19 protein-coding genes and 1 tRNA gene are annotated in these 23,001 nt (G+C 64.5%); 12 read left to right on the forward strand and 8 right to left on the reverse strand.

Annotated elements, in window-relative coordinates; all coding sequences use genetic code 11:
- Nucleotides 1-34: 34 nt before the first annotated feature.
- Complete coding sequence (locus tag A8950_RS15770; RefSeq protein ID WP_133614634.1) at nucleotides 35-1,378, reverse strand: hypothetical protein; 1,344 nt, start codon at nucleotides 1,376-1,378, stop codon at nucleotides 35-37.
- Between the two features lie 236 nt (nucleotides 1,379-1,614).
- Here A8950_RS15770 and A8950_RS15775 point away from each other — a divergent pair, with 236 nt between their 5' ends.
- The 7 genes from A8950_RS15775 to A8950_RS15805 are packed head-to-tail and all read left to right on the forward strand — an operon-like array spanning nucleotide 1,615 to nucleotide 9,223.
- Nucleotides 1,615-2,454 (forward strand): FAD binding domain-containing protein, encoded by an 840-nt coding sequence (locus tag A8950_RS15775; RefSeq protein WP_133614635.1) that lies wholly within the window; start codon nucleotides 1,615-1,617, stop codon nucleotides 2,452-2,454.
- A gap of 1 nt (nucleotide 2,455) precedes the next feature.
- Entirely contained in the window at nucleotides 2,456-5,212 is a 2,757-nt protein-coding gene (locus A8950_RS15780) for a molybdopterin-dependent oxidoreductase (RefSeq protein WP_133614636.1), read from the forward strand.
- A complete protein-coding gene (locus A8950_RS15785) occupies nucleotides 5,209-6,699 on the forward strand; it encodes a 6-hydroxynicotinate reductase (protein ID WP_133614637.1) in 1,491 nt (496 codons plus the stop codon). The genes A8950_RS15780 and A8950_RS15785 overlap by 4 nt, the downstream gene beginning before the upstream one ends.
- A complete protein-coding gene (locus tag A8950_RS15790) occupies nucleotides 6,699-7,625 on the forward strand; it encodes a UPF0280 family protein (RefSeq protein WP_133614638.1) in 927 nt (308 codons plus the stop codon). Before A8950_RS15785 ends, A8950_RS15790 begins: the two co-directional genes overlap by 1 nt.
- A complete protein-coding gene (locus A8950_RS15795) occupies nucleotides 7,612-8,196 on the forward strand; it encodes an amino acid synthesis family protein (protein WP_133614639.1) in 585 nt (194 codons plus the stop codon). Before A8950_RS15790 ends, A8950_RS15795 begins: the two co-directional genes overlap by 14 nt.
- A complete protein-coding gene (locus tag A8950_RS15800; RefSeq protein ID WP_133614640.1) occupies nucleotides 8,193-8,777 on the forward strand; it encodes an amino acid synthesis family protein in 585 nt (194 codons plus the stop codon). The genes A8950_RS15795 and A8950_RS15800 overlap by 4 nt, the downstream gene beginning before the upstream one ends.
- Nucleotides 8,777-9,223 carry a MarR family winged helix-turn-helix transcriptional regulator gene (locus A8950_RS15805; RefSeq protein WP_133614641.1) on the forward strand — a complete coding sequence of 149 codons (447 nt, stop codon included), beginning with the start codon at nucleotides 8,777-8,779 and terminating at the stop codon, nucleotides 9,221-9,223. Before A8950_RS15800 ends, A8950_RS15805 begins: the two co-directional genes overlap by 1 nt.
- 44 nt (nucleotides 9,224-9,267) lie before the next feature.
- On the opposite strand, the gene A8950_RS15810 is transcribed toward A8950_RS15805, so the two are convergent.
- Nucleotides 9,268-10,476, reverse strand: coding sequence for an amidohydrolase family protein (locus A8950_RS15810; protein ID WP_133614642.1), 1,209 nt, complete (start codon nucleotides 10,474-10,476; stop codon nucleotides 9,268-9,270).
- A 165-nt stretch (nucleotides 10,477-10,641) separates the two neighbouring features.
- On the opposite strand from A8950_RS15810, the gene modA reads away from it, so the two are divergent.
- The 3 genes from modA to modC are packed head-to-tail and all read left to right on the forward strand — an operon-like array spanning nucleotide 10,642 to nucleotide 13,253.
- Nucleotides 10,642-11,415 carry a molybdate ABC transporter substrate-binding protein gene (modA, locus tag A8950_RS15815; protein WP_133614643.1) on the forward strand — a complete coding sequence of 258 codons (774 nt, stop codon included), beginning with the start codon at nucleotides 10,642-10,644 and terminating at the stop codon, nucleotides 11,413-11,415.
- Between the two features lie 51 nt (nucleotides 11,416-11,466).
- Nucleotides 11,467-12,153 (forward strand): molybdate ABC transporter permease subunit, encoded by a 687-nt coding sequence (gene modB, locus A8950_RS15820; protein WP_133614644.1) that lies wholly within the window; start codon nucleotides 11,467-11,469, stop codon nucleotides 12,151-12,153.
- Complete coding sequence (gene modC / locus A8950_RS15825; protein ID WP_133614645.1) at nucleotides 12,150-13,253, forward strand: molybdenum ABC transporter ATP-binding protein; 1,104 nt, start codon at nucleotides 12,150-12,152, stop codon at nucleotides 13,251-13,253. The genes modB and modC overlap by 4 nt, the downstream gene beginning before the upstream one ends.
- Nucleotides 13,254-13,285: 32 nt before the next feature.
- Here the strand turns inward: modC and A8950_RS15830 are convergent, their stop codons facing one another.
- On the reverse strand, nucleotides 13,286-14,455 hold the full coding sequence (locus tag A8950_RS15830; protein ID WP_133614646.1) for an acyl-CoA dehydrogenase family protein: 1,170 nt from the start codon (nucleotides 14,453-14,455) through the stop codon (nucleotides 13,286-13,288).
- A gap of 121 nt (nucleotides 14,456-14,576) precedes the next feature.
- Nucleotides 14,577-15,503, reverse strand: a complete 927-nt coding sequence (locus A8950_RS15835) for a LysR substrate-binding domain-containing protein (protein WP_133614647.1) — start codon at nucleotides 15,501-15,503, stop codon at nucleotides 14,577-14,579.
- Between the two features lie 295 nt (nucleotides 15,504-15,798).
- On the opposite strand from A8950_RS15835, the gene ahpC reads away from it, so the two are divergent.
- Both ahpC and ahpF read left to right on the forward strand, forming a co-directional pair.
- A complete protein-coding gene (gene ahpC, locus A8950_RS15840; RefSeq protein WP_133614648.1) occupies nucleotides 15,799-16,362 on the forward strand; it encodes an alkyl hydroperoxide reductase subunit C in 564 nt (187 codons plus the stop codon).
- Between the two features lie 149 nt (nucleotides 16,363-16,511).
- Nucleotides 16,512-18,095 (forward strand): alkyl hydroperoxide reductase subunit F, encoded by a 1,584-nt coding sequence (gene ahpF, locus A8950_RS15845; protein ID WP_133614649.1) that lies wholly within the window; start codon nucleotides 16,512-16,514, stop codon nucleotides 18,093-18,095.
- 52 nt (nucleotides 18,096-18,147) lie between these two features.
- Here ahpF and A8950_RS15850 read toward each other — a convergent pair whose 3' ends face one another.
- The 4 genes from A8950_RS15850 to A8950_RS15865 all read right to left on the reverse strand — a co-directional run bounded on the left by A8950_RS15850 (nucleotide 18,148) and on the right by A8950_RS15865 (nucleotide 22,983).
- Nucleotides 18,148-20,436 (reverse strand): SLC26A/SulP transporter family protein, encoded by a 2,289-nt coding sequence (locus tag A8950_RS15850; RefSeq protein WP_243735670.1) that lies wholly within the window; start codon nucleotides 20,434-20,436, stop codon nucleotides 18,148-18,150.
- A gap of 123 nt (nucleotides 20,437-20,559) precedes the next feature.
- Nucleotides 20,560-21,708, reverse strand: coding sequence for an FMN-dependent L-lactate dehydrogenase LldD (lldD, locus tag A8950_RS15855; RefSeq protein ID WP_133614651.1), 1,149 nt, complete (start codon nucleotides 21,706-21,708; stop codon nucleotides 20,560-20,562).
- An 85-nt stretch (nucleotides 21,709-21,793) separates the two neighbouring features.
- A complete protein-coding gene (locus A8950_RS15860) occupies nucleotides 21,794-22,597 on the reverse strand; it encodes a class I SAM-dependent methyltransferase (protein WP_166645220.1) in 804 nt (267 codons plus the stop codon).
- A gap of 309 nt (nucleotides 22,598-22,906) precedes the next feature.
- Nucleotides 22,907-22,983: transfer RNA gene (locus tag A8950_RS15865), tRNA-Met, on the reverse strand.
- Between the last annotated feature and the right edge of the window lie 18 nt (nucleotides 22,984-23,001).

Consider the following 23,001-nt stretch of genomic DNA (forward strand, 5'->3'; position numbering starts at 1 on the left):
CACGGGCCTCCGCAAAACTCAAGCGGCCGATCGTCTACCCCGCAACCGGCGTCGCCATCAGCCAGAGACCGAACAGGGTGTAGAGCACCATCAGCGCGGCGAGCGGCAGATGGGCGAGGCGGTTGCCGACAAACTGCTCGGCATGCATCACCTGGGCGAGGACGATGGCGATGACATGGCCGATCACGATGGCACCCGCCTGGGCATTCCAGATCATGACGACGGATGAATAGGTCGTGAGGAAGGAGGTGGTGACATAGAGCGAGGCGCTGCCGAAGAGGTTCCAGCCCAGGCCAAAGGGATCGCTTGCCACTCTGGCGGCATACTGCAGATCGACCATCATTACTGTCAGGTAGTGCGCGAAGTGATATGCGAGTGCGATCGGGATGATGCTGAGGGCAAGGCGACCGGCCAAGGCCCGGTTCCAGCCACAGGCCAGCAGATAGGCCGCGAGCAGCGCCAACCATGTTCCTGCGAGGCCCAGCGAATTCAGTTCCATGACCGCGCTGCGGCCGGGGAATTCCAGCGGGTTGATGCCGCCCAAGGCCAGCCACCAGAAGGTCTTGGATAGGCCGTCGAAGGAAACCGTCGCCAGGGTGAGCAGCACGAAGCAGATGCCGTCGAAGCCGAGCGGCGGCTGGTCGAGCAGGCGGGTGCCGGGCCAGCCGAGAACAAGCCGGGGCCGGCCATCGCCGCCAACCTCCCGGCGAAAGATCGCCAGCGCGGCCATCAGGCGGAAGAAGAGTGTGAAGGCCTCGGCCCGGGCAAGCCAGGTCTCGCCGCCGAAGAGCAGCATGCCGAGGAGCGTGACCCCCCAATAGGCGAGTACCGCCGAGGCAAGTCGGTCTGGATCGTCGGGCGCCAGATCGACCAGTTCGAACCAGGCGAAGGCGATGAAGGCAAGGACCGCCGGCCAATGCCCGAGCCAGGGGGGATAGGCGAATGTCCGCCCACCGGTCAGGCGGCGGAGCAGCTGGTAAGGCGCCTGGAACGGGTTGAGATATGACCAGACATCGCCGCAGACCGCCTGTACGAAGGGGAAGCCGACCCAGAACAGCGACCAGAAGACGATGGGGAGCGGATTGGCAGGGGGATCCGGATTGCCCAGGAAGCCGGCGGCGATGAGGCCGAGCAACAGGAGTGATGCGACGGAACCGAGCAGCACGCGCGGCGGTTCCGGCACAGCGCCGAGATCAACCCGCTGCCGCAGGAGAGATGTCCATATCCGCGCCGGCAGGAAGAAGGCGACGACGACGGAGAATGCCACCGCCAGCGTGCCTCCGGCGAGGTAGTAGCCGGTCGGCAGCAGCAGAACGAAGGCATTGCCGGTCGTATGCGCCAGGGCCGGCACGGCGCCAAGAATTGATGCCGCTACCACAAGGCCAACGATCCAGGACCGGGAAGCGGGAATGGCGCGCACCTCATGCCGAAATGGGACGCCATTCTTCGAAGATTTAATGCTGCAGGGCAAGAAGCGGAAGGCTTCTCCGATTCCACTCTTGACGGCAGCGGCGCACGGGAGAATTATTTGCATACAAACAATCTTCCGCAATTGCGCCAGTGGCGGCGGGAGGTTGCGGGTGAGGCTGCCAAGCAAGAGGGGTTCCAGCCGGCATGTTTCTGCAGCCGAAATCGGTCGAGGCGGCCCTGGCGATGATGGCCGAACCGGGCGCGCGCCTGCTGGCGGGCGGCACGGATTTCTTCCCCGCCCAGGGGGAGCAGGTGATCGAACATCCGGTGATCGACATTTCGCGCCTGGCCGATCTGCGCGGCATCGCCACCACGCCCACACATATCCGGATCGGCGGCGCCGCGACCTGGAGCGAGATCGTGGCACAGCCCCTTCCCAGGGGTTTCGACGCCCTGAAGGCGGCGGCAAAAGAGATCGGCTCGATCCAGATCCAGAACCGAGGCACCATCGCCGGTAATCTCTGCAACGCCTCGCCGGCTGCCGACAGCGTGCCGCCGCTGATGGCGCTGGAAGCCGAGGTCGAATTGCTGAGTGCGGCGGGGACGCGCCGGCTGCCGCTCGGCGCCTTCATCCTCGGCAATCGCAAGACGGCCCTCCTCCCCGGTGAAATGGTCAGCGCCATCCTTGTGCCGCGCAATGTGGCTGAAAACGCCTCGGCCTTCGGCAAACTGGGCGCGCGCCGCTACCTGGTTATTTCCATTGTCATGATTGCCGTTGCCATGTCCCTGGAAAATGGCCGCGTGGGCCAGGCGCGCATCGCTATCGGCGCTTGTTCGGCCGTGGCGCAGCGCCTTGCCGAGGCGGAAGCGGCGCTGGTGGGTTGCCGGAAGGCCGAGGAGATCGCGGGCCGGCTTCACGCCGGACACCTGGCCGCTTTAGCCCCGATCGACGACGTGCGTGCGACCGCCGGCTATCGTCGCGATGCGGCCCTGATCCTGCTGCGGCGCGTGGCGGCGGCAGCGATGCTGGCCGCGGGGAACTGACATGTACGATTCCCCCAAATACGCTTCACGAGCCGGCATTCCCCTTACCCTCAACGGTGCGCAGATCACCGTGAACGCGCCGGCGGATTGGCGCCTCTCCAAGGCGTTGCGCGATGCCTTGCATCTGGAGGGTACCAAGATCGGCTGCGATGCCGGTGATTGCGGCGCCTGCACGGTGCTGATCGACGGCGAGGCGTCCTGTGCCTGCCTGGTGGCGCTGGGCCAGGTGGCCGGGCGCGAGATCGTAACCATCGAAGGTTTGGGACAGCGCAAGACGGCGGCCCGGCTGCAGCAAAGCTTTCTCCGCCATGGAGCCGCGCAATGCGGCATCTGTACGCCCGGCATGCTGGTGGCGGCCACCGCCCTGCTCGAGCGGAAGGCGGCGCCATCCGAGACGGAAGTGCAGGACGCGCTGGGCGGTGTGCTGTGCCGCTGCACCGGCTATCGCAAGATCGTCGCCGCCGTGCTGGATGCGACTGCCGAGAAGCAAGCGGCGAAGTTGCCGGACAGTGGTGCTGCTGTTGGCGCCCGCATCGAGCGGCTCGACGGGCAGCGCAAGGTCAAGGGCGAGGACGTCTTCGGCGCCGACGCGCATCCCCGGGATGCGTTGCTGCTGCGGGTGATCCGCTCGCCCTATCATCACGCCGCCTTTGCCTTCGGCGACCTTGCCGCCTATCAGCGCGCGCATCCCGGCATCGCCCGCATCCTGACCGCCGCCGACATACCGGGCGAGAATTGCTTTGGCGTCATTCCGCCCTTCGCCGACCAGCCGGTATTCGCTGCAACCCACGCCCGTTTCAAGGGCGAGGCGGTGGCGGCCGTGGTGGGCGACAAGGATGAAATCGAGGCGCTCGACCTCAAGACCTTCCCGATCACCTGGACCGAGCTTCCGGCCCACCTCACCCTCGACACCGCTCTCGCTGCAACTGATCTGGTGCATGAGGCGCGAGCCGGCAACATCCTGGTGCGCGGCCGTGTGGTCAAGGGCGACGCCGAGGCGGCGCTGGCGGGTGCAGACCATGTGGTCGAGGGCATATTCGAGACCGGTTTCGTCGAACACGCCTATATCGAACCCGAGGCTGGCTTTGCCCGGCGGGTCGGCGAGCGCCTCGAGATCCATGCCTGCACCCAGGCCCCCTTTATGGACCGCGATGATCTCGCCAAGATCATGGGGCTGAAGCCGGAAGCAATTCGCATCGTGCCGACGGCAGTGGGTGGCGGCTTCGGTTCCAAGCTCGACCTCTCGGTCCAACCCTATCTCGCGCTGGCCGCCTGGCTGACGGGAAAGCCGGTGCGCCTCGTCTATTCACGCACTGAATCCATCGCCACCACCACCAAGCGCCATCCCGGGCGCATGCGGGTGAAGGTCGGCGCGGACAGGCACGGCAAGCTCGTCGCGATGGATTTCGAGGGCGACTTCAACACCGGCGCCTATGCCTCCTGGGGACCGACCGTCGCCAACCGCGTGCCGGTGCATGCTTCGGGGCCCTATTTCCTGCCTCATTACCGGGCCCTCACCCGCGCCGTTCATACCCATGTAGTGCCGGCTGGTGCCTTTCGCGGCTTCGGCGTGCCGCAGGCAACGATCGCGCAGGAACAGCTCTATGACATGCTGGCGGACAAGGCCGGCATCGACCGCCTCGATTTTCGTCTGATCAATGCGCTGGGGCCGGACCAGCCAACCGTGACCGGCCAGGTGCTGGGGCCCGGTACCGGTATCCGGGCCTGTTTTGAGGCGCTGAAGCCGCATTGGGCGCGCGCGCGGGCCGAGGCGGGGAAGGCCAATGCCGTGCCCTCGCTTACCCGCCGCGGCGTTGGTGTCGCCGGAATGTGGTATGGCTGCGGCAACACGTCATTGCCCAACCCCTCCACCATGCGCCTCGGCCTGAAGCCGGATGGACGCCTGGCGCTCCACCAGGGTGCGGTCGATATCGGCCAGGGGTCGAACTCGGTCATCACGCAGATCTGCGCCGACGCGCTGGGGGCGCCCATCGCACGCTTCGACCTGTTGTCGGCCGATACGGATCAGACACCCGATTGCGGCAAGACCTCCGCCTCGCGCCAGACCTTCGTCAGCGGCAAGGCGGCGGAACTGGCCGGCCGCGCCTTGCGCGCGCGCATCCTGCGCCTCGCCAATGCCGGCGAGGATGCGAAGCTCGATTTCGGCGACGGGCACATCACCGTGCGCGACGGCGCCGCAGCGCACCGCATCGACCTTGGTCCCCTGCCCTGCGACCAGCACGGCTACGTGGTGATGGCCGAGGAAACCTTCGATCCGCCGACAGCACCGCTCGACGCCGATGGTCAGGGCGTGCCCTATGCCGTCTATGGCTTTGGCGCCCATCTGGTGGAACTGGCGGTCGATACGGAGCTCGGCACCGTCAAACTCCGGAAGATCACCGCCGCCCATGATGTCGGCCGTGCCATCAACCCGACACTGGTCGAAGGCCAGATTGAGGGCGGCATCGCGCAGGGCATCGGCCTTGCGCTGATGGAGGAATTCCACCCGGGGCGCGGCGAGAACCTGCACGATTATCTGATCCCAACCATCGGCGACGTTCCGGCGATCGAAAGCATCCTGATCGAGGACCCGGCGCCAATCGGTCCGTTCGGCGCCAAGGGCATCGGCGAACAGGCGCTGATCCCGACGGCACCCGCCATTCTCAATGCCATTGCCGATGCGACCGGCGTGCGCCTCACCCGCGTGCCGGCAACACCCGACCGCATCCGTGCCGCGATCCTGGAGAGCCGCAAATGAGCGCCATTCCAGCCAAGACGGAAGACGGCAAGATCCGCTGCGACGCGTGCCCCGTGCTGTGCTATATCCGCGACGGCGCCACGGGTGCCTGCGACCGCTATGCCAATGCGGGCGGCGAGCTGGTGCGGGTCGATCCGCATGTGCTCCTCAACAAGACGCTGGCGGAAGGCCAGGCGGTGGTGCCCTTCGGCGGTAGCGTCCAGGACTGGGACGGCGACCTCCTCCATGCCGGCAACACTTTCGTCACCGCGATCGGCGCCGGTACGACCTATCCCGATTACAAGCCGGCGCCCTTCATCGTCGCCGCCGAGGTCGAGGGCGTCGATATGGTCACAGTGGTGACCGAGGGCATCTTCAGCTATTGCGGCGTCAAGATCAAAATCGACACCGACCGGCATCTCGGCCCGGAACAGGCCAGCGTGCGTGCGCAAGGCGAGGCCGTCGGCCATGTGACGACCGGCGAATACGGCTCGCAGATGCTGTCGCTGGGCGGGGTGCATCATCTGACCGGCGGCTCCAAGAAGGAGGGCCGCGTCACCTGCGACACGCTGCTGGAATTGTGCAACGGCAAGGCGGTGGAGCTGACCATCGACGGCGGCTCGACCGTGATCGTCGAAGCCGGCAAGGCGCCGATCGTCAACGGGCAACAGGAAGAACGCATGCGGGTCGGCTGCGGCTCGGCCACCATCGGCATGTTCGCCAAGCAATGGCAGGGCAAGGTGGACGAGGTGGTGGTGGTCGACGACCACATCACCGGCGTGCTGTCCGAGCACCAGGCTGGCAAGCTGCTGGGCATTCCCGATACCGGCATCAAGCTCAAGGGCCGCAAATCGACACCCGGCCGCTATTTCCAGGTGGCCGAGCCCGGCACCGGCTGGGGCGGCACCGATATTTCGGACCCGCTCTCCATCCTGCTGCCCTTCGATGCCAAGGTGGCGAAGCCCGGCACGACCATGCTGATGGTGAGCACCACCGGCGAGCATGCCGGCTATTACGTGCTCGACGACGCGTTGCAGCCGGTCGAAACGGACATGCCGCAGGCACTGCAGGACTCCGTCGCACGGATCAAGGAGAATTGCGAGCCGGCCCTCTCCACGGTGCTCTTCATGGGTGGGGCCGGCGGGTCGCTGCGGGCCGGTGTTACCGAAAACCCGGTGCGCCTCACGCAATCGGTCAAAAGCGCGCTGACCTATGTCACCTGCGGCGGGGCACCGGCCTATGTCTGGCCGGGCGGCGGCATCACGCTGATGGTCGATGTGACATTGTTGCCGCAAAACGCCTTCGGCTATGTGCCGACGCCGGCCCTGGTGGCGCCGATCGAGTTCACGCTGCGGCTGGATGATTACGCGACACTCGGCGGCCATATGGATCACGTGCGGCGGCTGGAGACCCTGGCGGGCGACAACAACAAGAGGCTGCGCGTAGCAACGCGTCGGGATTCGCCCTGGCCGTTTAACATGCAGCCGACCAAGGGCGGAGGGCGCTGATGCCACGCCAGCAGATGCGCCTGTTGCCGGACGGCAAGCGCCTGCATCTGCAGGATGGGCCGATCGATCTCGTTATCGGCGCGGAGGGCACGTGGGAAGCAGTGACGGCCGCCTATCAAGCCGCGCGCGCCCGCTTCGCCACGCTGCTGGATGAGTTGTGCGCGGAATTACCGCTGCTGCGGCAGGAAGCCGGGCAGGAACCCACCGGCGAAACTGCGCGCCAGATGTTGTTGGCAACAAGACCCTTTGCGGCATTGGACTTCATCACGCCGATGGCGGCGGTGGCCGGTGCCGGGGCGGACACGATCCTTGCCGCCATGCTGCGCGCGGCACCCCTCACCCGCGCCTATGTCAATAATGGCGGCGACATTGCCCTGCATCTGGCGCCAGGGCAGAGTTTCGCCATCGGCATGATGGTGCGCCCGGAACTGTCAACGATCCTGGATGGCCAGATCGTCATCCAGGCCGAGGATGGCATCCATGGCATCGCGACCAGCGGCCGGCACGGCCGGTCGTTCTCGCTGGGCATTGCCGACGCGGTCACCGTGCTGGCGGACAGCGCTGCCGAGGCCGATGCCGCCGCGACCATGATCGCCAACCGCGTCGACCTGCCTGGACATCCGGCAATCACCCGCGCCCAGGCAATCTCGATCCAGCCGGACAGCGATCTGGGTGAGCGACTCGTCACCCGCGCGGTTGCCGCGCTTTCTCAAGACGAGATTGAAGAGGCCCTTGATCATGGCGCCCGCCATGCCGGACTTTTGGTCGAAAGCGGACTCATTCGCGCCGCCGCGCTGCGCCTCGCTGGATCGACGCGGCTGGTCGGCCTGTCCGGTCCTGTCGCAGGCATCGCGCGGGCCCCGACGACACAAACGAACAAAGCGAACAAAACGAACAAGGAGTGGCGCAGCCATGCCGCAGGTTGAGATCCGCAAGCGCCTGATCTCCGTCGAGGAGATCTTTCACGAAGGCGGCCCCAGGGCCAACACCCCGCTGCGCCGTTGTGCCGGCCTGGTCGTCATCCGCAACCCCTTTGCCGGCCGCTATGTCGAAGAGATCGCCCCCTTCATGGAGGACCTAAAGCCCGTCGGCCTCGCCCTTGCCCAGGACATGGTGACGGCACTTGGTGGCGACCGCTCGATCGTCGAGGGGTACGGCAAGGGGTCCATCGTCGGGTCGGCGGGTGAACTGGAACATGGCGCCCTGTGGCATGCGCCGGGCGGTTATGCCATGCGAGAGGTACTCGGCAACAGCAAGGCCATCGTGCCTTCCACCAAGAAAGTGGGTGGACCGGGTACCCGCCTCGACGTGCCGGTGACGCATGTCAATGCCTCCTATGTGCGCAGCCATTTCGACGCGGTCGAGATCGGCATTCCGGACAGTCCGCGCGCCGACGAACTGCTTTTTGCTCTGGTCATGACGACGGGCGCCCGCATTCACAACCGTATGGGCGGCCTTGCCGCCAGCGAGATCAAGGGAGAGGACGGATTGCGATGAAAGCCGAGATCCGCAAGATTGCTACCTTCGTCGAGGAAACCCATCGCGAAATGGACAAGGGTATCAACCCGCCGACGCGGCGTGCCGCCGCCGTCGCCGTGATCGCCAATCCGTTCGCCGGCAAGTATGTCGAGGATTTGACGCCGCTGATGGAAATCGGCGAGGAGTTGGGCAGGCTGCTGACAGAGAAGGCGGTCGCCGCACTGGGCATCGAGGGCGCCAGGGCCGAGAGTTACGGCAAGGCGGCTGCCGTCGGCGAGAACGGCGAACTGGAACACGCCGCCGCCATCCTGCACCCGAAGATGGGCGCGCCGGTCCGGAAGGTACTCGAGAAGGGCGCCGCCCTCATCCCCTCCTCGAAGAAGCGCGGTGGCCTGGGTTGCGTCCTCGACGTGCCGCTGGGCCACAAGGACGCCGCCTATGTACGCAGCCATTTCGACGGGATGGAGGTGCAGATCAACGACGCGCCGCGCGCCAATGAGATCATGGTGGCGATCGCCGTCACCGATAGCGGCCGCCCCCTGCCCCGCGTCGGCGGGCTTACCAAGGCCGAGATCAAGGGCGAGGACGGCTTACGCTGATGGCCGCCCCCCTCGGCAGCAAGGCGCATGCCGACGCCAGTTATACGCTGGACGAGCAGATCGGCTTCATCCTGCGCAAGGTCAGCCAGCGCCATACCGCGATTTTCACTGCCGCCTTCGGCAGCGACCTCACCGCGCCGCAATGGTCGACGCTGGCCAAGCTCCATGAAATGGGGCCGACCTCGCAGAACCAGCTTGGGCGCCTGATCGCCCTCGACGCCGCCACCATCAAGGGTGTCGTCGACCGCTTGACCGCTCGTGGCCTCACCGAAACCAGCCCGGACCCCGATGATGCGCGCCGGGTGGTCGTAGCGCTGACCGAAGCCGGCCGTGCCGAGGCCGAAAAGGGTTTTGCGGTTGCGCGCCGAATAACGGAAGAAACACTGGCCCCGCTCGATGCAACGCAACGGGCACAACTCATCGCGCTCTTGAAGGCGTTGAGCTGAGAGCCGAAGCGCTCCCCCCTGAAGCGAGCGGCGGCACGTTGGATCTACCCCAGCTTGCCCTTCACCAGATCAGGGATGCGCGTGGCGGGCGGTGTGTTGCGGCTCCGCTGGATGCGGGGCACGCCGTCGATCACGACCATGCCGACGCCCGGCAGATCACCGAGCTGGACGGAATTGAGCAAATCCCTGCCGGCGGAATGCTGCGCCTTGTCGAGGAAGACGAAATCCGCCGCCATGCCTTGTCGGATGAGGCCGGTGTCGAGACTGCGCATGCGCGCGGTATTGCCGGTGGCGAAGCAGAAGGCGACCTCCGCCGGGATGTTGCCCAGCGAGGAAAGCATCGAGACCATGCGCAGGATACCAAGTGGCTGTACGCCGGAACCGGCCGGCGCATCGGTGCCGAGGATGACGCGGCGGAGTTCGCCCATTTCCTTCGCTGTGCGCAGGGTGAAAAGTCCCGCGCGCTCGTTGCCGTTATGGACGATTTCGAGCCCGCGCTGGCAGCCCTCGCAGATGCAGCGGATCTGATTGTCGGGGAGGGCCGTGTGGCCGCCATTGATATGGCCGACGACGTCGGCGTCGACCTCGAGCACCACATCCTTGTCGATGAGGCCGGAACCGGGGATCGAGGGGCCGCCGGTATGGATGGTCGTCTGGATGCCGTATTTCCTGGCCCAGCCCGCCATCTGTCGCGCGGTGGGCCCGTCCTTGACGCCACCCAGACCGATCTCGCCCAGCAGTTTGACACCGGCATCGGCGAGTTCCTTGAAATCCTGCTCGGTCATGCCGGGCTCGATCACGGGTGCCCCGCCATGCAGCTTGACGCCGCCGGGGCGGAAGGCGCCGAAGGCGCGCGCGTGGAAGATCGCCATCGCCTTCAGACCGACGATGTCCTTCGGCCGGCCGGGCATATGCACCTCGCCCGCCGAGATCATGGTGGTGACGCCGCCATGGAGCGATGAATCGATCCAGCCGATCTGGTTCTGGCGCGGCGTCCAGTCGCCGGCTACTGGATGCACATGGCTGTCGATGAGGCCCGGCGCCAGGGTGACGCCCTGCGCGTCGATCACCGTCGCCGCATTGTCGAGATCGAGGTCCTTGGCCTTGCCCCAGGCGGTAATCCTGCCGTTTTCGGCGAGGAGCGCGTCGCCGTCGAGGATCGGGTTTTCAAGATCGCCCGAGAGGATCATGCCGATATTGCGGATGGCCAGCTTGCCGGGGCCGGAATTGCCGGCGGGTGCGTCATGCGCCATGGAAATCTCCCTCTCTCGCGCGGAATCGCGCTGCCCGGGATGTTAATCGAGGTGATTCGATTATCCAAGAAAATCAACGCGAAACAGCCGTGAAGCGAGCGCTTTGACGGCGGTTCAGTTTCGATATATACGGTTGCATATAACGTCTGACGGGAGAGATCCAACATGTTGCGCCTGCGCGCCATCCAGCTGTTCATCGCCGGCGTTCTCGGCATGGCCATTCTTGCTGGCAGTTCGAGCGCCAGGGCTGACGAGGCGCTGGTCGCTGTCGCAGCCAATTTCGCCGAAGCGATTGAACAACTGGCGCCAAAATTCGAAGCCGCCACCGGCCACAGGATCGTAGCCACCACCGGTTCTACCGGCAAGCTCTACGCCCAGATCAAGGAAGGAGCGCCCTTCCATATCCTGCTCTCGGCCGATGCCAGGACCCCGGCCAAGCTGGCCGAGGAAGGGGCGGGCGACGGCGACAGCCAATTCACCTATGCGGTTGGCAAGCTGGCGCTCTGGAGCGGCAACAAGGAAATGATCGGCAGCGACGGGGCCGAGACCCTGAAGGCCGGCAGCTTCCAGCATCTTGCCATCGCCAATCCGGAACTGGCGCCCTATGGTGTCGCGGCACGGCAGACTCTGCAGGCCCTTGGGCTTTGGGATTCGCTGCAGTCCAGGATCGTGATGGGCGAGAACATCGGCCAGACCCATAGCATGGTGGCAACCGGCAATGCGGAACTCGGGTTTGTCGCCCTCTCGGCGGTGCAAAGCCCGACCAAGCCATCGGAAGGCTCGTTCTGGATCGTGCCGCAGGATCTGTTCAAGCCGATCAGGCAGGATGCCATCCTGACTAATGCGGGCAAGGACAACGCCGCCGCCAGGGCCTTCCTGGATTTCCTCAAATCCGACGAGGCCCATGCCATCATCGACAGCTTCGGCTACGGCTTCTAGTCCCGTTTAGGGGTTGCGCGTGAGCCGGGAGCGGCGGATACAATCCGGGTGATGACCATTCCCGACCTCGGCCCCCTTTGGCTCACGCTGCACCTCGCCGCCCTCACCACGATAATTCTGCTGATCGTGGGAACGCCGATCGCGTGGTGGCTCTCCGTCACGCGCTCTCGCCTCAAGGCGGTGGTCGAGGCCGTGACCGCCTTGCCCTTGGTCCTGCCGCCGACCGTGCTCGGCTTCTACATGCTGGTCTTCTTCAGCCCCAACTCGGCGATCGGCGGGCTCTGGGTCGAGGCAACCGGCACCAAGCTCACCTTCTCTTTCACCGGCCTCGTGGTCTGCTCGGCGATCTATTCCCTGCCCTTCACCGTGCAGCCCCTCCAGTCGACCTTCGAGACTCTGGGCCGGGCACCGATGGAGGCGGCGGCAACCCTTCGCGCAGGGCCACTCGACGCCTTTCTCACGGTCATATCGCCAATGGCGGCGCGCGGCTATCTCACCGCCGTCGTGCTGACTTTCGCGCATACTATCGGCGAGTTCGGCGTCGTCCTCATGGTCGGGGGCAATATCCCGGGCGAGACCAAGGTCATCTCCATCGCCATCTACGAGCATGTCGAGACGATCCGCTATGCCGAAGCCCATATCCTCTCGGCCGGCATGCTGGCTTTCTCGTTCCTGGTATTGCTGTTTGTCTATGTGATGAACCGGCGCTTTCCGATTCATGTCGGCGGCAGCACATGAACACGCTTGCCTTCGATCTTGGCATCGCTTTTCCGGGTTTCACGCTCGATGTGGCGCACGAGATTCCCCTGCACGGCATCACCGCCCTGTTCGGGCCATCGGGCTGCGGCAAGAGCACGCTGCTGCGTATCCTCGCCGGTCTGGAGCGCCAGGCCATGGGCCGGATCGACTTCGCCGGCGAGACCTGGCAATCCGGCCCCGGCGCCAAGGCAATGCCCACCCACAAACGCGGTGCCGGCTATGTTTTCCAGGATGCGCGCCTGTTCCCGCATCTCGACGTTGCCGGCAACCTACATTTTGCCGAGAGACGCTCGCGCCATGTCAGCAGTGGAATCGACTTCGACCAGGTGGTGAGCGCGCTCGACCTTGCCCCCTTGCTCGGCCGACGCGTCACCTCGCTCTCTGGTGGCGAGCGCCAGCGCGTCGCCATTGGCCGCACGCTCCTCACCCGGCCCCGCCTGCTGCTGATGGACGAACCCCTGGCCGCCCTCGACCTCAAGCGCAAGGCCGAAATCCTGCCCTATATCGAGCGACTACCCGTGGTATTCGGTGTGCCGGCGATCTATGTCAGCCATGATATCGACGAAGTGACGCGGCTGGCTCATCGCATGATGGTGTTGCGCGACGGGCGCCTGCTTGCCGCCGGTCCGGTCGAGGACGTGCTGGAGCGACTGGATCTTCCCGCCAATGGGGAGCGCTTCGAGCCAGGCGTCGCACTGACCGCGCGGATCGTCTCCCATGATCCGCATTATCAGCTGAGCCAGTTGGATCTGGACGGCCAACACTTGTCCGTCCCGCTCGTCTCTGGCCCGATCGGCAGCCGCCTGCGCCTGCGGATCAAGGCGCGGGACGTTTCCATTGCGACTAGGCGGCCGCAAGACATCAGCATACGAAATATTCTCGCTGCGCGCATCGTCGAGATTGTGGCACCGGTGGAAGCAGCGCAGGCAGATTTGCTGCTGGAGATCGGCAATGGTCGACACCTGCGCGCCCGCATCACCCGGGCATCAGTCCATGAATTGGGTCTCGCACCAGGCTTCGGTGTTTTTGCCCTGGTAAAATCGGTAACGTTCGACGCGCCCGGATTCGAGGCACCCTGATTGAATGCCATTGCCCGTTGCCTAACGTAGGCTCACTGCCAGCCACTGTAGATGTCGAGGCCACGCTTGCGGATCTGGCCGCCAACAACGACGCGCTGGATTTCCGAAGTCCCTTCCCAGATGCGGTCGACGCGGATGTCGCGATAGAGCCGCTCCACGGGGTTCTCGCGCATGTAGCCGCGACCACCCAGAACCTGCAACGCCCTGTCGATGACACGGCCCGCCACTTCGGAGCAGAACAGCTTCAGGGCACTGGCATGGGCATGCACCACCTTGCGGTCGAGACCGCGGTCGATCTCGGCGGCGACACGATAGAGCATGGATTTCGCCGCGAAGATTTCGACCGCCATGTCGGCCAGCATGAACTCGACGCCCTGGAAATCGCGGATCGGCCGCTCGAACTGGTGCCGCGTCGTTGCGTAGTCGTTGGCGATTTCGGCGGCACGGATGGCGGCGCCCAGCGTATGCGAGGCAATCTGCATCCGCGCCTCGACGAACCAGTCCTTGGTGAGTTCCAGTCCCTGCCCGACCTGGCCCAGCATCCGGTCTTCGGGAACCGGCGTCTCCTCGAAACGCAGTTCGGCATGGTCAAAGGCGAAGTTGTGCATGAATTTCGGCGAGCGCAGATGCACCATGTTGGCCACCGGCTTGTCGACCAGGAACAGCGTCGGTTTGTCCGGATCGTCGTCGACATGGGCATGCACGATGATGAAGTCCGAGGCGTTGTAGGAAGTGACGAACCACTTCTCGCCCGAGAGCAGCCATTGTCCGTTCTTCCGTATCGCCTTGGTCTTGACCCGGCGCGGGTCGGACCCGGCCTCCGCCTCGGTAATGGCGAAGCAGCCGCGCCGCTCCCCCTGGATCGAGGGGCGGAGATACTGGTCGATCTGGGCGGGCGAGCCGGATTTCAGACTGACCGGGGCGCGCCAGACGCAAGACCAGAGACCGTTGGTGACGCGCCCCAGCTGCTCCTCGATGGCGGTCTGCTCGACCATGCTTAGGCCAAGGCCGCCATGTTCCTTGGCGTGGTTGATGCCGGCGAGGCCCCAATCGCGCACGGCCTGGCGCACGGCGGCACGCTTTTCCATCGGCAGTTCGCCGTGTTCGTCGGTGATGAGTTCAAGAGGCAGCAGCACCTCGTCGCAGAAAGCCCGGCCCTTGGCGGCCAGTTCCTTCTCGCGAGTGCTCAGTTCCAGATCCATGACCGGCTCCCAGATGACAATTTTTCAGTCACCAAGCCTAGCAGCGGGGACCCGTGATCAAATGTCAGCAATAGTCAGTGCCCCATGATCTGAGATCATGGGCGAGGCGTCGCCGAGGCCTTCAGTCTGGGAGAATTCGGGTCCGCAATGCTTCCATTTCCGCAAGCAGCCAGTCGCGGACCAGGATGGCTGGATTGCGGACCGGGCGGCGCGTGCTTGCCACCAGGTAATAATGGTTGCCCGTGCTGAGGACCTCCGGCGCAGCCGGCAAAAGCTCCTTCTGTGCCAATTCATGGGCCACGACATGCCACCAGCCAAGGGCAACGCCCCGGCCGCTGATCGCTGCCTGGATGACAAGGGAGTAATCGGAAAAAGTCAGGCTTCGGCTGCCATCCGCGACGGGATAGCCGAACTCGGCCAGGAAGCGGCTCCAGGGAATCCGCGTCGAGCCGGAAAGGTGCACCAGCGTGTGACGACCCAGATCGCCGTCATGTTTGATCGGGCCATGCGAGGCCAGGTAGGCTGGGCTGCAGACCGGCAGCACTTTCTCGGCCATCAGCGGCCAGCTCAGGTGATCGACGTCACTCGGAAAGTTGTAGCGGATGGCGAGGTCGACATCCTCGATCGGCCCGACCGGCTCCCCTCGCACCAGTTGGAAGCGCAGGTCGATTGACGGATAGAGCGCCTGGAAGCGGTCGAGGCGCGGCATGATCCAGTGCATCGCGAAGGCCGAGGAGAGCGAGAGCGTTACCATGCCGGCGTCACCGCGCCTTGCCCGGATGGCCTCCAACGCCATCTCGATATGCTGAAAGCTGCCGGTCACGGCGTGGTAGAGCTGGCGGCCGTCATCGGTAAGCTCGATGCCTGTTGCCGTGCGGATGAAGAGCTTGGCTTCGATATGGGCTTCCAGCCGGGCAATCATGCGGCTCACCGCCGATTGGGTGACATTGAGTTCGACCGCCGCCCGCGTGAAGCTCAGATACCGTGCCGCTGCCTCGAAAACGAAGAGGGCATTGGCAGAAGGCAGCGAACGACGAAGGGAGGTCATGGGCGGTACCAGGGAAAGGCGGCGAGTAATCCGGAAGTTCGCGACTTTAGCCGAGCGGACATAGCCAAGACAGATATCTGGCAACCTGGACGTGGCGCATTGCCGCAGCAAATTCGAACAACAATAGTCGTTCACTTCTAACTTATTGGAAAAATATGATTTATTCTCCAGATTCCTATTAATCGGTTTGGTCGATCAATATCGATTAAAAAATCGATTTCACCAATGCAGCAGCGCACTATATCAAGTGCGAACCGTTCGCACGGAAATCACCTATCAACTGGAGAAAAGAAGAATGTCGTTGATCAGCACCGCCATTAAGCCGTTCAAAGCCGAAGCCTTCAAGGACGGCAAGTTCATCACCGTCACCGATGCCGACCTGAAGGGTAAGTGGTCGGTGGTGTTCTTCTATCCGGCCGACTTCACCTTCGTCTGCCCGACCGAGCTCGAGGACCTCGCCGACAATTACGCCGAGTTCCAGAAGCTGGGCGTCGAGATCTACAGCGTCTCGACCGACACCCATTTCGCCCACAAGGCCTGGCACGACACCTCCGCCGCCATCAAGAAGATCAAGTACACGATGGTCGGCGATCCCACCCTCAACATCAGCCGCAACTTCGAGGTTCTGATCGAGGAAGCCGGCCTGGCCGATCGCGGTACCTTCGTGATTGACCCCAACGGCGTGATCCAGATCGTCGAGATCACCGCCGGCGGCATCGGCCGCGATGCCAAGGAACTGCTGCGCAAGATCAAGGCCGCGCAGTACGTCGCCGCGCATCCTGGCGAGGTTTGCCCGGCCGCCTGGAAGGAAGGTGCGAAGACCCTCGCCCCGTCCCTCGATCTGGTCGGCAAGATCTAAGCGCACTTCGGTTGCCGTCATGCCCGCACTTGCAGCGGGCATCCACGAAATTCACTCATCACTGTCGAAATCGTGGATGGCCGGGCCAAGCCCGGCCATGACGGGTACCCAATAGCCAATCAACGAGCACCTCGCAGGAGCATGACGCCATGTTGGATGCCAATCTGAAAGACCAACTGAGGGCCTATCTCGAGCGTATTACCCAGCCGATCGAGCTGGTGGCCTCGCTCGATGACAGCGATGGTTCGCGCGAGATGCTCGCCCTCCTGGAAGATATTGCAGCCCTTTCCGACCGGATCACGCTGGCCCGCCGGGACGACGATCCGCGCAAGCCCTCCTTCGCCATTCATCGTACCGGCACCACTGTCGGCGTGCGCTTTGCCGGCCTGCCGATGGGGCATGAGTTCAATTCGCTGGTCCTCGCCTTGCTGCAAGTCGGCGGTCATCCATCCAAGCTGGCGCAGGACATCATCCAGCAGGTACAGGCGCTGGACGGCGAATACGATTTCGAGACCTATTTCTCGCAATCCTGCCAGAATTGCCCGGATGTCGTGCAGGCGCTCAATCTGATGAGCGTCCTCAATCCGAAGATCCGCCATGTCGCCATCGACGGCGCCCTCTTCCAGTCGGAAGTGGATGCGCGCCAGGTGATGGCCGTGCCGACAATTTTCCTCAACGGGCGGAGTTTCGGCCAGGGCCGCATGGACCTCGAGCAGATCCTCGCCAAGATCGATACCGGCGCCGAGGCCCGTGCGGCCGAGAAACTGAAGGCAAAGGAAGCGTTCGATGTGCTGGTGGTAGGTGGCGGTCCAGCCGGCGCTGCAGCCGCGATCTATGCCGCACGCAAGGGCATCCGGACCGGTGTCGTTGCCGAGCGTTTCGGTGGCCAGGTGCTGGACACGATGGCGATCGAAAACTTCATCTCGGTCTCGCACACGGACGGTCCCAAGCTCGCCGTCGCGCTCGAGGAACACGTAAAGGCCTATGACGTCGACATCATGAACCTGCAGCGCGCCGAAAAATTGGTGCCGGCAAGACTGCCGGGCGGCCTCGCCGAGCTGCATCTCGCCAATGGCGCCGTGCTGAAGGCGAAAAGCATCGTTCTGGCGACCGGCGCGCGCTGGCGGCAGATGAACGTGCCGGGCGAAAACGAGTATCGCAACAAGGGCGTCGCCTATTGCCCGCATTGCGACGGCCCGCTTTTCAAGGGCAAGCGCGTCGCGGTGATCGGCGGCGGCAATTCCGGGGTCGAGGCGGCGATCGACCTTGCCGGCATCGTCGCCCAGGTGACACTGATCGAGTTCGACAGCAAGCTGCGCGCCGACGCGGTGCTCGTCGCCAAGCTGAATTCTCTGCCCAATGTCAAGGTTATCACTTCTGCACTGACTACCGAAGTCCGCGGCGATGGCACCCGGGTGACCGGTCTTTCCTACAAGGACCGGAACACCGACAACATCCACCAGCTCGACCTGGAAGGAATCTTCGTCCAGATCGGCCTGATGCCGAACACCGAATGGCTGAAGGATGCCGTGGCACTCAGCCCTCGCGGCGAAATCGAGGTGGACCATCGCGGCGCCACGTCGCAACCGGGCGTATTCGCCGCTGGCGATGCCACGACGGTGCCTTACAAGCAGATCGTGATTGCCATGGGCGAGGGTTCGAAGGCTTCCCTGTCGGCTTTCGACTATCTCATCCGCCTCGCCCCAGCGGAGGACAAGGCCGCCGCGGCCTGACCCAGAGCGCCAACCTGACCAGCCGGCAGCCCTCGTCCCGCGACGGGGGCTGTCATGCCTCCAGCTCGACAATCAAATCATTGGCGTCACGCAGGCGCTGCGACAGGATGATGCAAAGATTCTGCAGCAGGCGCCCGGCTATTTCCGGGTGCTCGGTACGCAGGCGCGCGAACCCGTCTCGGTCGATGCTATAGCAGACCACCGGAGTCTGGGCGATGACGCTGGCCGTGCGTGCCTTGCCGTCGAGCAGACTGATTTCGCCGAAGAGGGCGCCGGGTGTCAGCGTATGGAGGCGCTTAGTCTGGCGCGCGCCGCCGAGTCTAATGAAGACTTCGGCCCGGCCGTGATGGATGAAATAGGCAGAGGAACCGGTATCACCCTGCCGGCAGATGACCTCCTGCGGCGCGAAGATCTCGCGATGCACATAGCCCCGGAGCTGCGTGAAATCTGCAGGCGAAAGGTCCTTCAGCAGCGTGGCGCCGAGCGCGCCGCGCCGCCAGGACGGCGCGCCGCGGCCCAGCATGTCGCCGATCAAGCGCTCTTCCAGCTGGGCAAGCGCGCTGTCGGTGTCCGGAAAGAACCGGGTGGGGCCGATTGCCGCCAGCGCGCCCGAGGCTTCGACCACGGCCGCCAGCCGCTGCGCATTGCGCGAGATGCCGGAGCGCGGCTTGTCCAGCGCAACAAAGTCGCCCGGGCGCGGCACATAGCTCACGGTGAGCAGGCCGCCGCGCGCGCCCAGCCCCTTCTGCACATTTCCCAGGACCCGAGCCGCCGTGAGATCGACATAGGTCACGCGCTTCATGTCGAGCACCAGATAGCGCACGCCGTCCCCGACCAGCGCCTCGATGCGGCGCTCGAGGTTGTCGATGGTGCCGAAGAAAAGGGCTCCTTCCAGCGTCAGCACGGCGATGCGGTCGCCGTGCTGCGAGAGAATCTCGCGCCGCGCCTCGCTGAGGAATTTCTGCTCTCGCGCCCGGGGACCGCGCGTTGCATTGCGCACCACGGAGCGGCTCATGCGCAGAACGAAAATGGCGACGGAAAGGGCGACCCCCGCCCCCACCGCCATGACCAGATCGAACAACACTGCCACGCCAATGACGGCCACGATGATGCCGAGATCGATCGCGGCGTCGGCCTGAGCCGCGATTCGTCGCGGGCGGAAGCGGCGCAGCAGCGCCAGGGACCACTGGTCGAAAAGGCCGAAGCCGAGCCAGAGGATCAATCCGGCGATGACGGCATGGGGAATAAGGCTGATGAAATCGCTGAGCAGGGCCAGCACGAGGAGCATCAGCAGGGCCGCCATGACGTGATAGCGGGGTGTCGTCGCACCGGCGTAGAGGGCGGGTCTGGTACGATTCATGCCACCCGCCGTCATGACGCCGCCGACCAGCGCCGTCGCCAGATTGCCGATGCCATAGCTGGCGAGTTCCCGGCTGGGGTCGGAACGCCGCCCCAGCATGTCATCGAGCACTGTCAGCGAGATGAGCGAATCCAGCGAAGCCAGCAGCGCCATGGAAAAGGATGCGGGCAGGATCAGCAAGAATAGGTGCAGGGCGATCTCTGGCGTCAGGAACGAGTAGTCCACCTGGAAAATGAACAGGCCAGGGTGCCAGTTGGGGAGGTGGTGGAGTGTGGCCCCGATCGCGGCGTCCGGCAGCGCCCAATGCATGCCGTGATAAACCAGCGTACCGCCAACCAGCGCCACCACCAGCGGCGGCACGCCACGAAGCCAGCGTGGCGGCAGGAACATGAGGCCGAAGGCGGCAAGGCCGGGAATCAGTGCGAGCGGCCTTGCCTCGCGCCACATGTCCGCGAGCGCCAGGACCGTACCTTGCCGAGGCAGGTCGAGGAGCGGCCAGACCTGACCGAGAATAATGAACAAGGCGGATGCATTGATGAAGCCCGAAACGACGGGATAGGGCACATACTTGACGATGCTGCCGCCGCGCAGGGCGCCTACGGCAAACTGCATGAGACCAGCCAGCGCCACCGCGCAGCAGCCGAGTGCAATCGCCATCGACGCCCGCGCCGTTTCCGGCACCAGGAGCGTGCCACTTGCCAGCGCCTGGGTGGTCAGCACCTGCGCAACCAGCGAACCGAAGATCAGCGAGGTGCCGGGACGCGGCCCAAGCGCCAGCAGCGACCGGCCACGCAGCGGCAGTGTGAACAGCGACGCACAGATGGCGCCGTAGATCCCGGCCAGCAATCCGGCCGAAACATATCCCTCGCCGAGCGGGGCGAAGGCGATAACGCCATAGGTCATGCTGATCGGCAGGGAAACGACCGCCGCGGCAATTGCGCCCAATAGGTCGCCGCGCCATCGGCGCCCGTCGGGTAGCATGGTCACGTTACCGCCTGCCGGAATCAAGATATCACTGCAATGAGTAGGTCCGGCGCCGAGCATAGGAAGGCATCACGAGCCTGCCAAGTTTCAAAGGCGACGAAAGTGCGCTGCATCACGCGGCTAGGCCGGGCCGCCCTGTCCTGCCAGGCAGGTACGATCGATGTCGGCAATCCGGGTGACGCCGGTCAATGTCATGGCGACACGCATCTCCCTGGCGAAAACATCGAGCAGGTTCTCAACCGCCGCCTGGCCGCCGCTGGCGAGCGCATAGGCCATCGGGCGCCCGATCATCACGGCACGGGCGCCAAGCGCCAACATGCGGACGACGTCGAGGCCGGAACGCACGCCGGAATCGACCATCACCGTGAGATCGCGGCCAACCGCATCGGCGATCATGGGCAAGGCCCGCGCCGTCGACATGACGCCGTCCAATTGGCGCCCGCCATGGTTGGAAACGACAATCCCATCGGCACCGAACTTGACCGCGTCGCGTGCGTCCTCGGGATCGAGTATGCCCTTGATGATCATCGGACCCTGCCAGAAGGCGCGAATCCACTCCAGATCGGCCCAACTGATCGAGGGATCGAAATTCTTTGCCAGCCAGCCGATATAGTCGGCGAGACCGGTCGGCTTGCCGAGATAGCGCGACACATTTCCAAGATCGTGTGGTCGGCCGAACAGCCCGACATCGACAGCCCATCGCGGCTTGCCGATGGCCTGCAGGAGGCGGCGCTGCGGACCGAAGCGGCCGGACATGCCGGAATGCGGGTCGCGATAGCGGGCGCCCGGCGTCGGCATGTCGACCGTGAAGACCAGATGCGTAACGCCGGCAGCCCGGGCCCGCTCAAGCGCATTCTTCATGAATCCGCGGTCTTTCAGCACGTAAAGCTGAAACCAGATCGGCTGCGAACTCTGCGGCACGATCTCTTCGATCGGGCAGACCGAGACGGTCGATTGCGTGAACGGGATTCCCTTGGCGGCGGCGGCCTTCGCCACCTGAACCTCGCCGCGCCGCGCCAGCATACCGGCCAGGCCGACCGGTGCGATTACGAGCGGCATCGCAAGCCTGTGGCCGAAAAGCTCCGTCTCTAGGCTGAGATCGGCGACGTTCTTCAGGATGCGCTGGCGCAGGCTGATTGCCTCGAGATCGCCGACATTGGCGCGCAAGGTATGCTCGGCATAGGCGCCGCCGTCGATGTAATCGAACAGGAACCGCGGCAAGCGGCGCTTGGCGGCTAGGCGATAGTCGGTCGGAGAAGCGATGATCATGCGGGCTGCCATTTTGTGGACGCAACCCGCTTATACACCTCTTTCCCGTCTCGCGCAGGCCCTGGTCCGGCGGCCCTCGAGGATCCTATCGCGCCGTCGGTTGTTCCTGCTGCTCCAGTGCCGGCTCGCGGCGAACGACGATGGCCCACTGGTCCTGGATGCAGGTGATACCGGCGGGAACATGACGTTGGAACTCCTCGAGCGCATAGTCGATTGTGCCCGGATTGCGATAGCGGGTCTTCTCGGTTGGCGGATTGTCGATCAGGCCGATGCTGTGGGGGCCAACCAGGCGGCAGAACATCGCCACGAAATCCGGCAGTTCGTCCGGACGCAGATGAGCCAGGACCTTGCGGGCGAACACAAAATCAGGAGGCATGGCCTCCAGCCTCTGCAATGCCGCCTCGCTTATCACCGCAAGGGTGACGGCCTTCTCCCGCAGGACATCGCCCAACCTTTCCTCGCCAAACCGGTAGAACTGTTCGGTGATGTCGAGGCCCGTATATTTGCCGGCCTCGAGATATTCGATCACCGGTTCGGCGGCCCAGAGCGAGCCGCAGCCGACCTCTACGCAGGTGTGATGCGGGCGCAACCCCATGCTGGTCAGATAGCCAAGCCAGTCCCTTGCTGCCCAGCGCGCGCGCGGCACGTCCTTCAGATCGTTCCCGAGATTGGAATGCTGGCGGCCAGATGCCATGCGCAGGACCCAGCGACGAACATAGCGCGGTTCGTTGCGCAGCCGGTACTTAAGCAGCAATCGTTCGAACAGACCAAGTTTACGCATTTGCTTGCTGCTATCCGCTCCCTGGCCATGCTGCCGCACCACGCCTTGCCCTGCGACCGTCTCGCCTGGATCCGGGTGGTTTCGTTGCTTCAATCGCAGCTCGCCCAAAATGTTCCCCCTGCGCGCACTCTTTTCGTTTGAGTTGCTCTGCGCGCGCCATATATCGGGGTTGAAGGACATCACCGCAAGGGGCAACGCGGCGCCTCTGACCCACAAGATACGGCGATCATATGACGGCCCGGTCGGTTTACAGGGCCGGGCATCCTATTTCGGGCGGATGTAGTTGAAGCGCCCGCACTGTCGCAATTTGCACCTGCGCGCTCCAGGTTATGAGCGTGGAGCGATGCGAGCGCGACCGTCGCCGCTGTTGGGCGGCGCGAGCGCGCGAGGGAAGATTATCGATATTCCTGTGAGTATTGGTTGCGGGAGCAGGATTTGAACCTGCGACCTTCAGGTTATGAGCCTGACGAGCTACCGGGCTGCTCCATCCCGCGATGAAGTCTTGAAGCGGG

The sequence above is a fragment of the Dongia mobilis genome (assembly GCF_004363235.1).
Lineage (GTDB): Bacteria > Pseudomonadota > Alphaproteobacteria > Dongiales > Dongiaceae > Dongia > Dongia mobilis.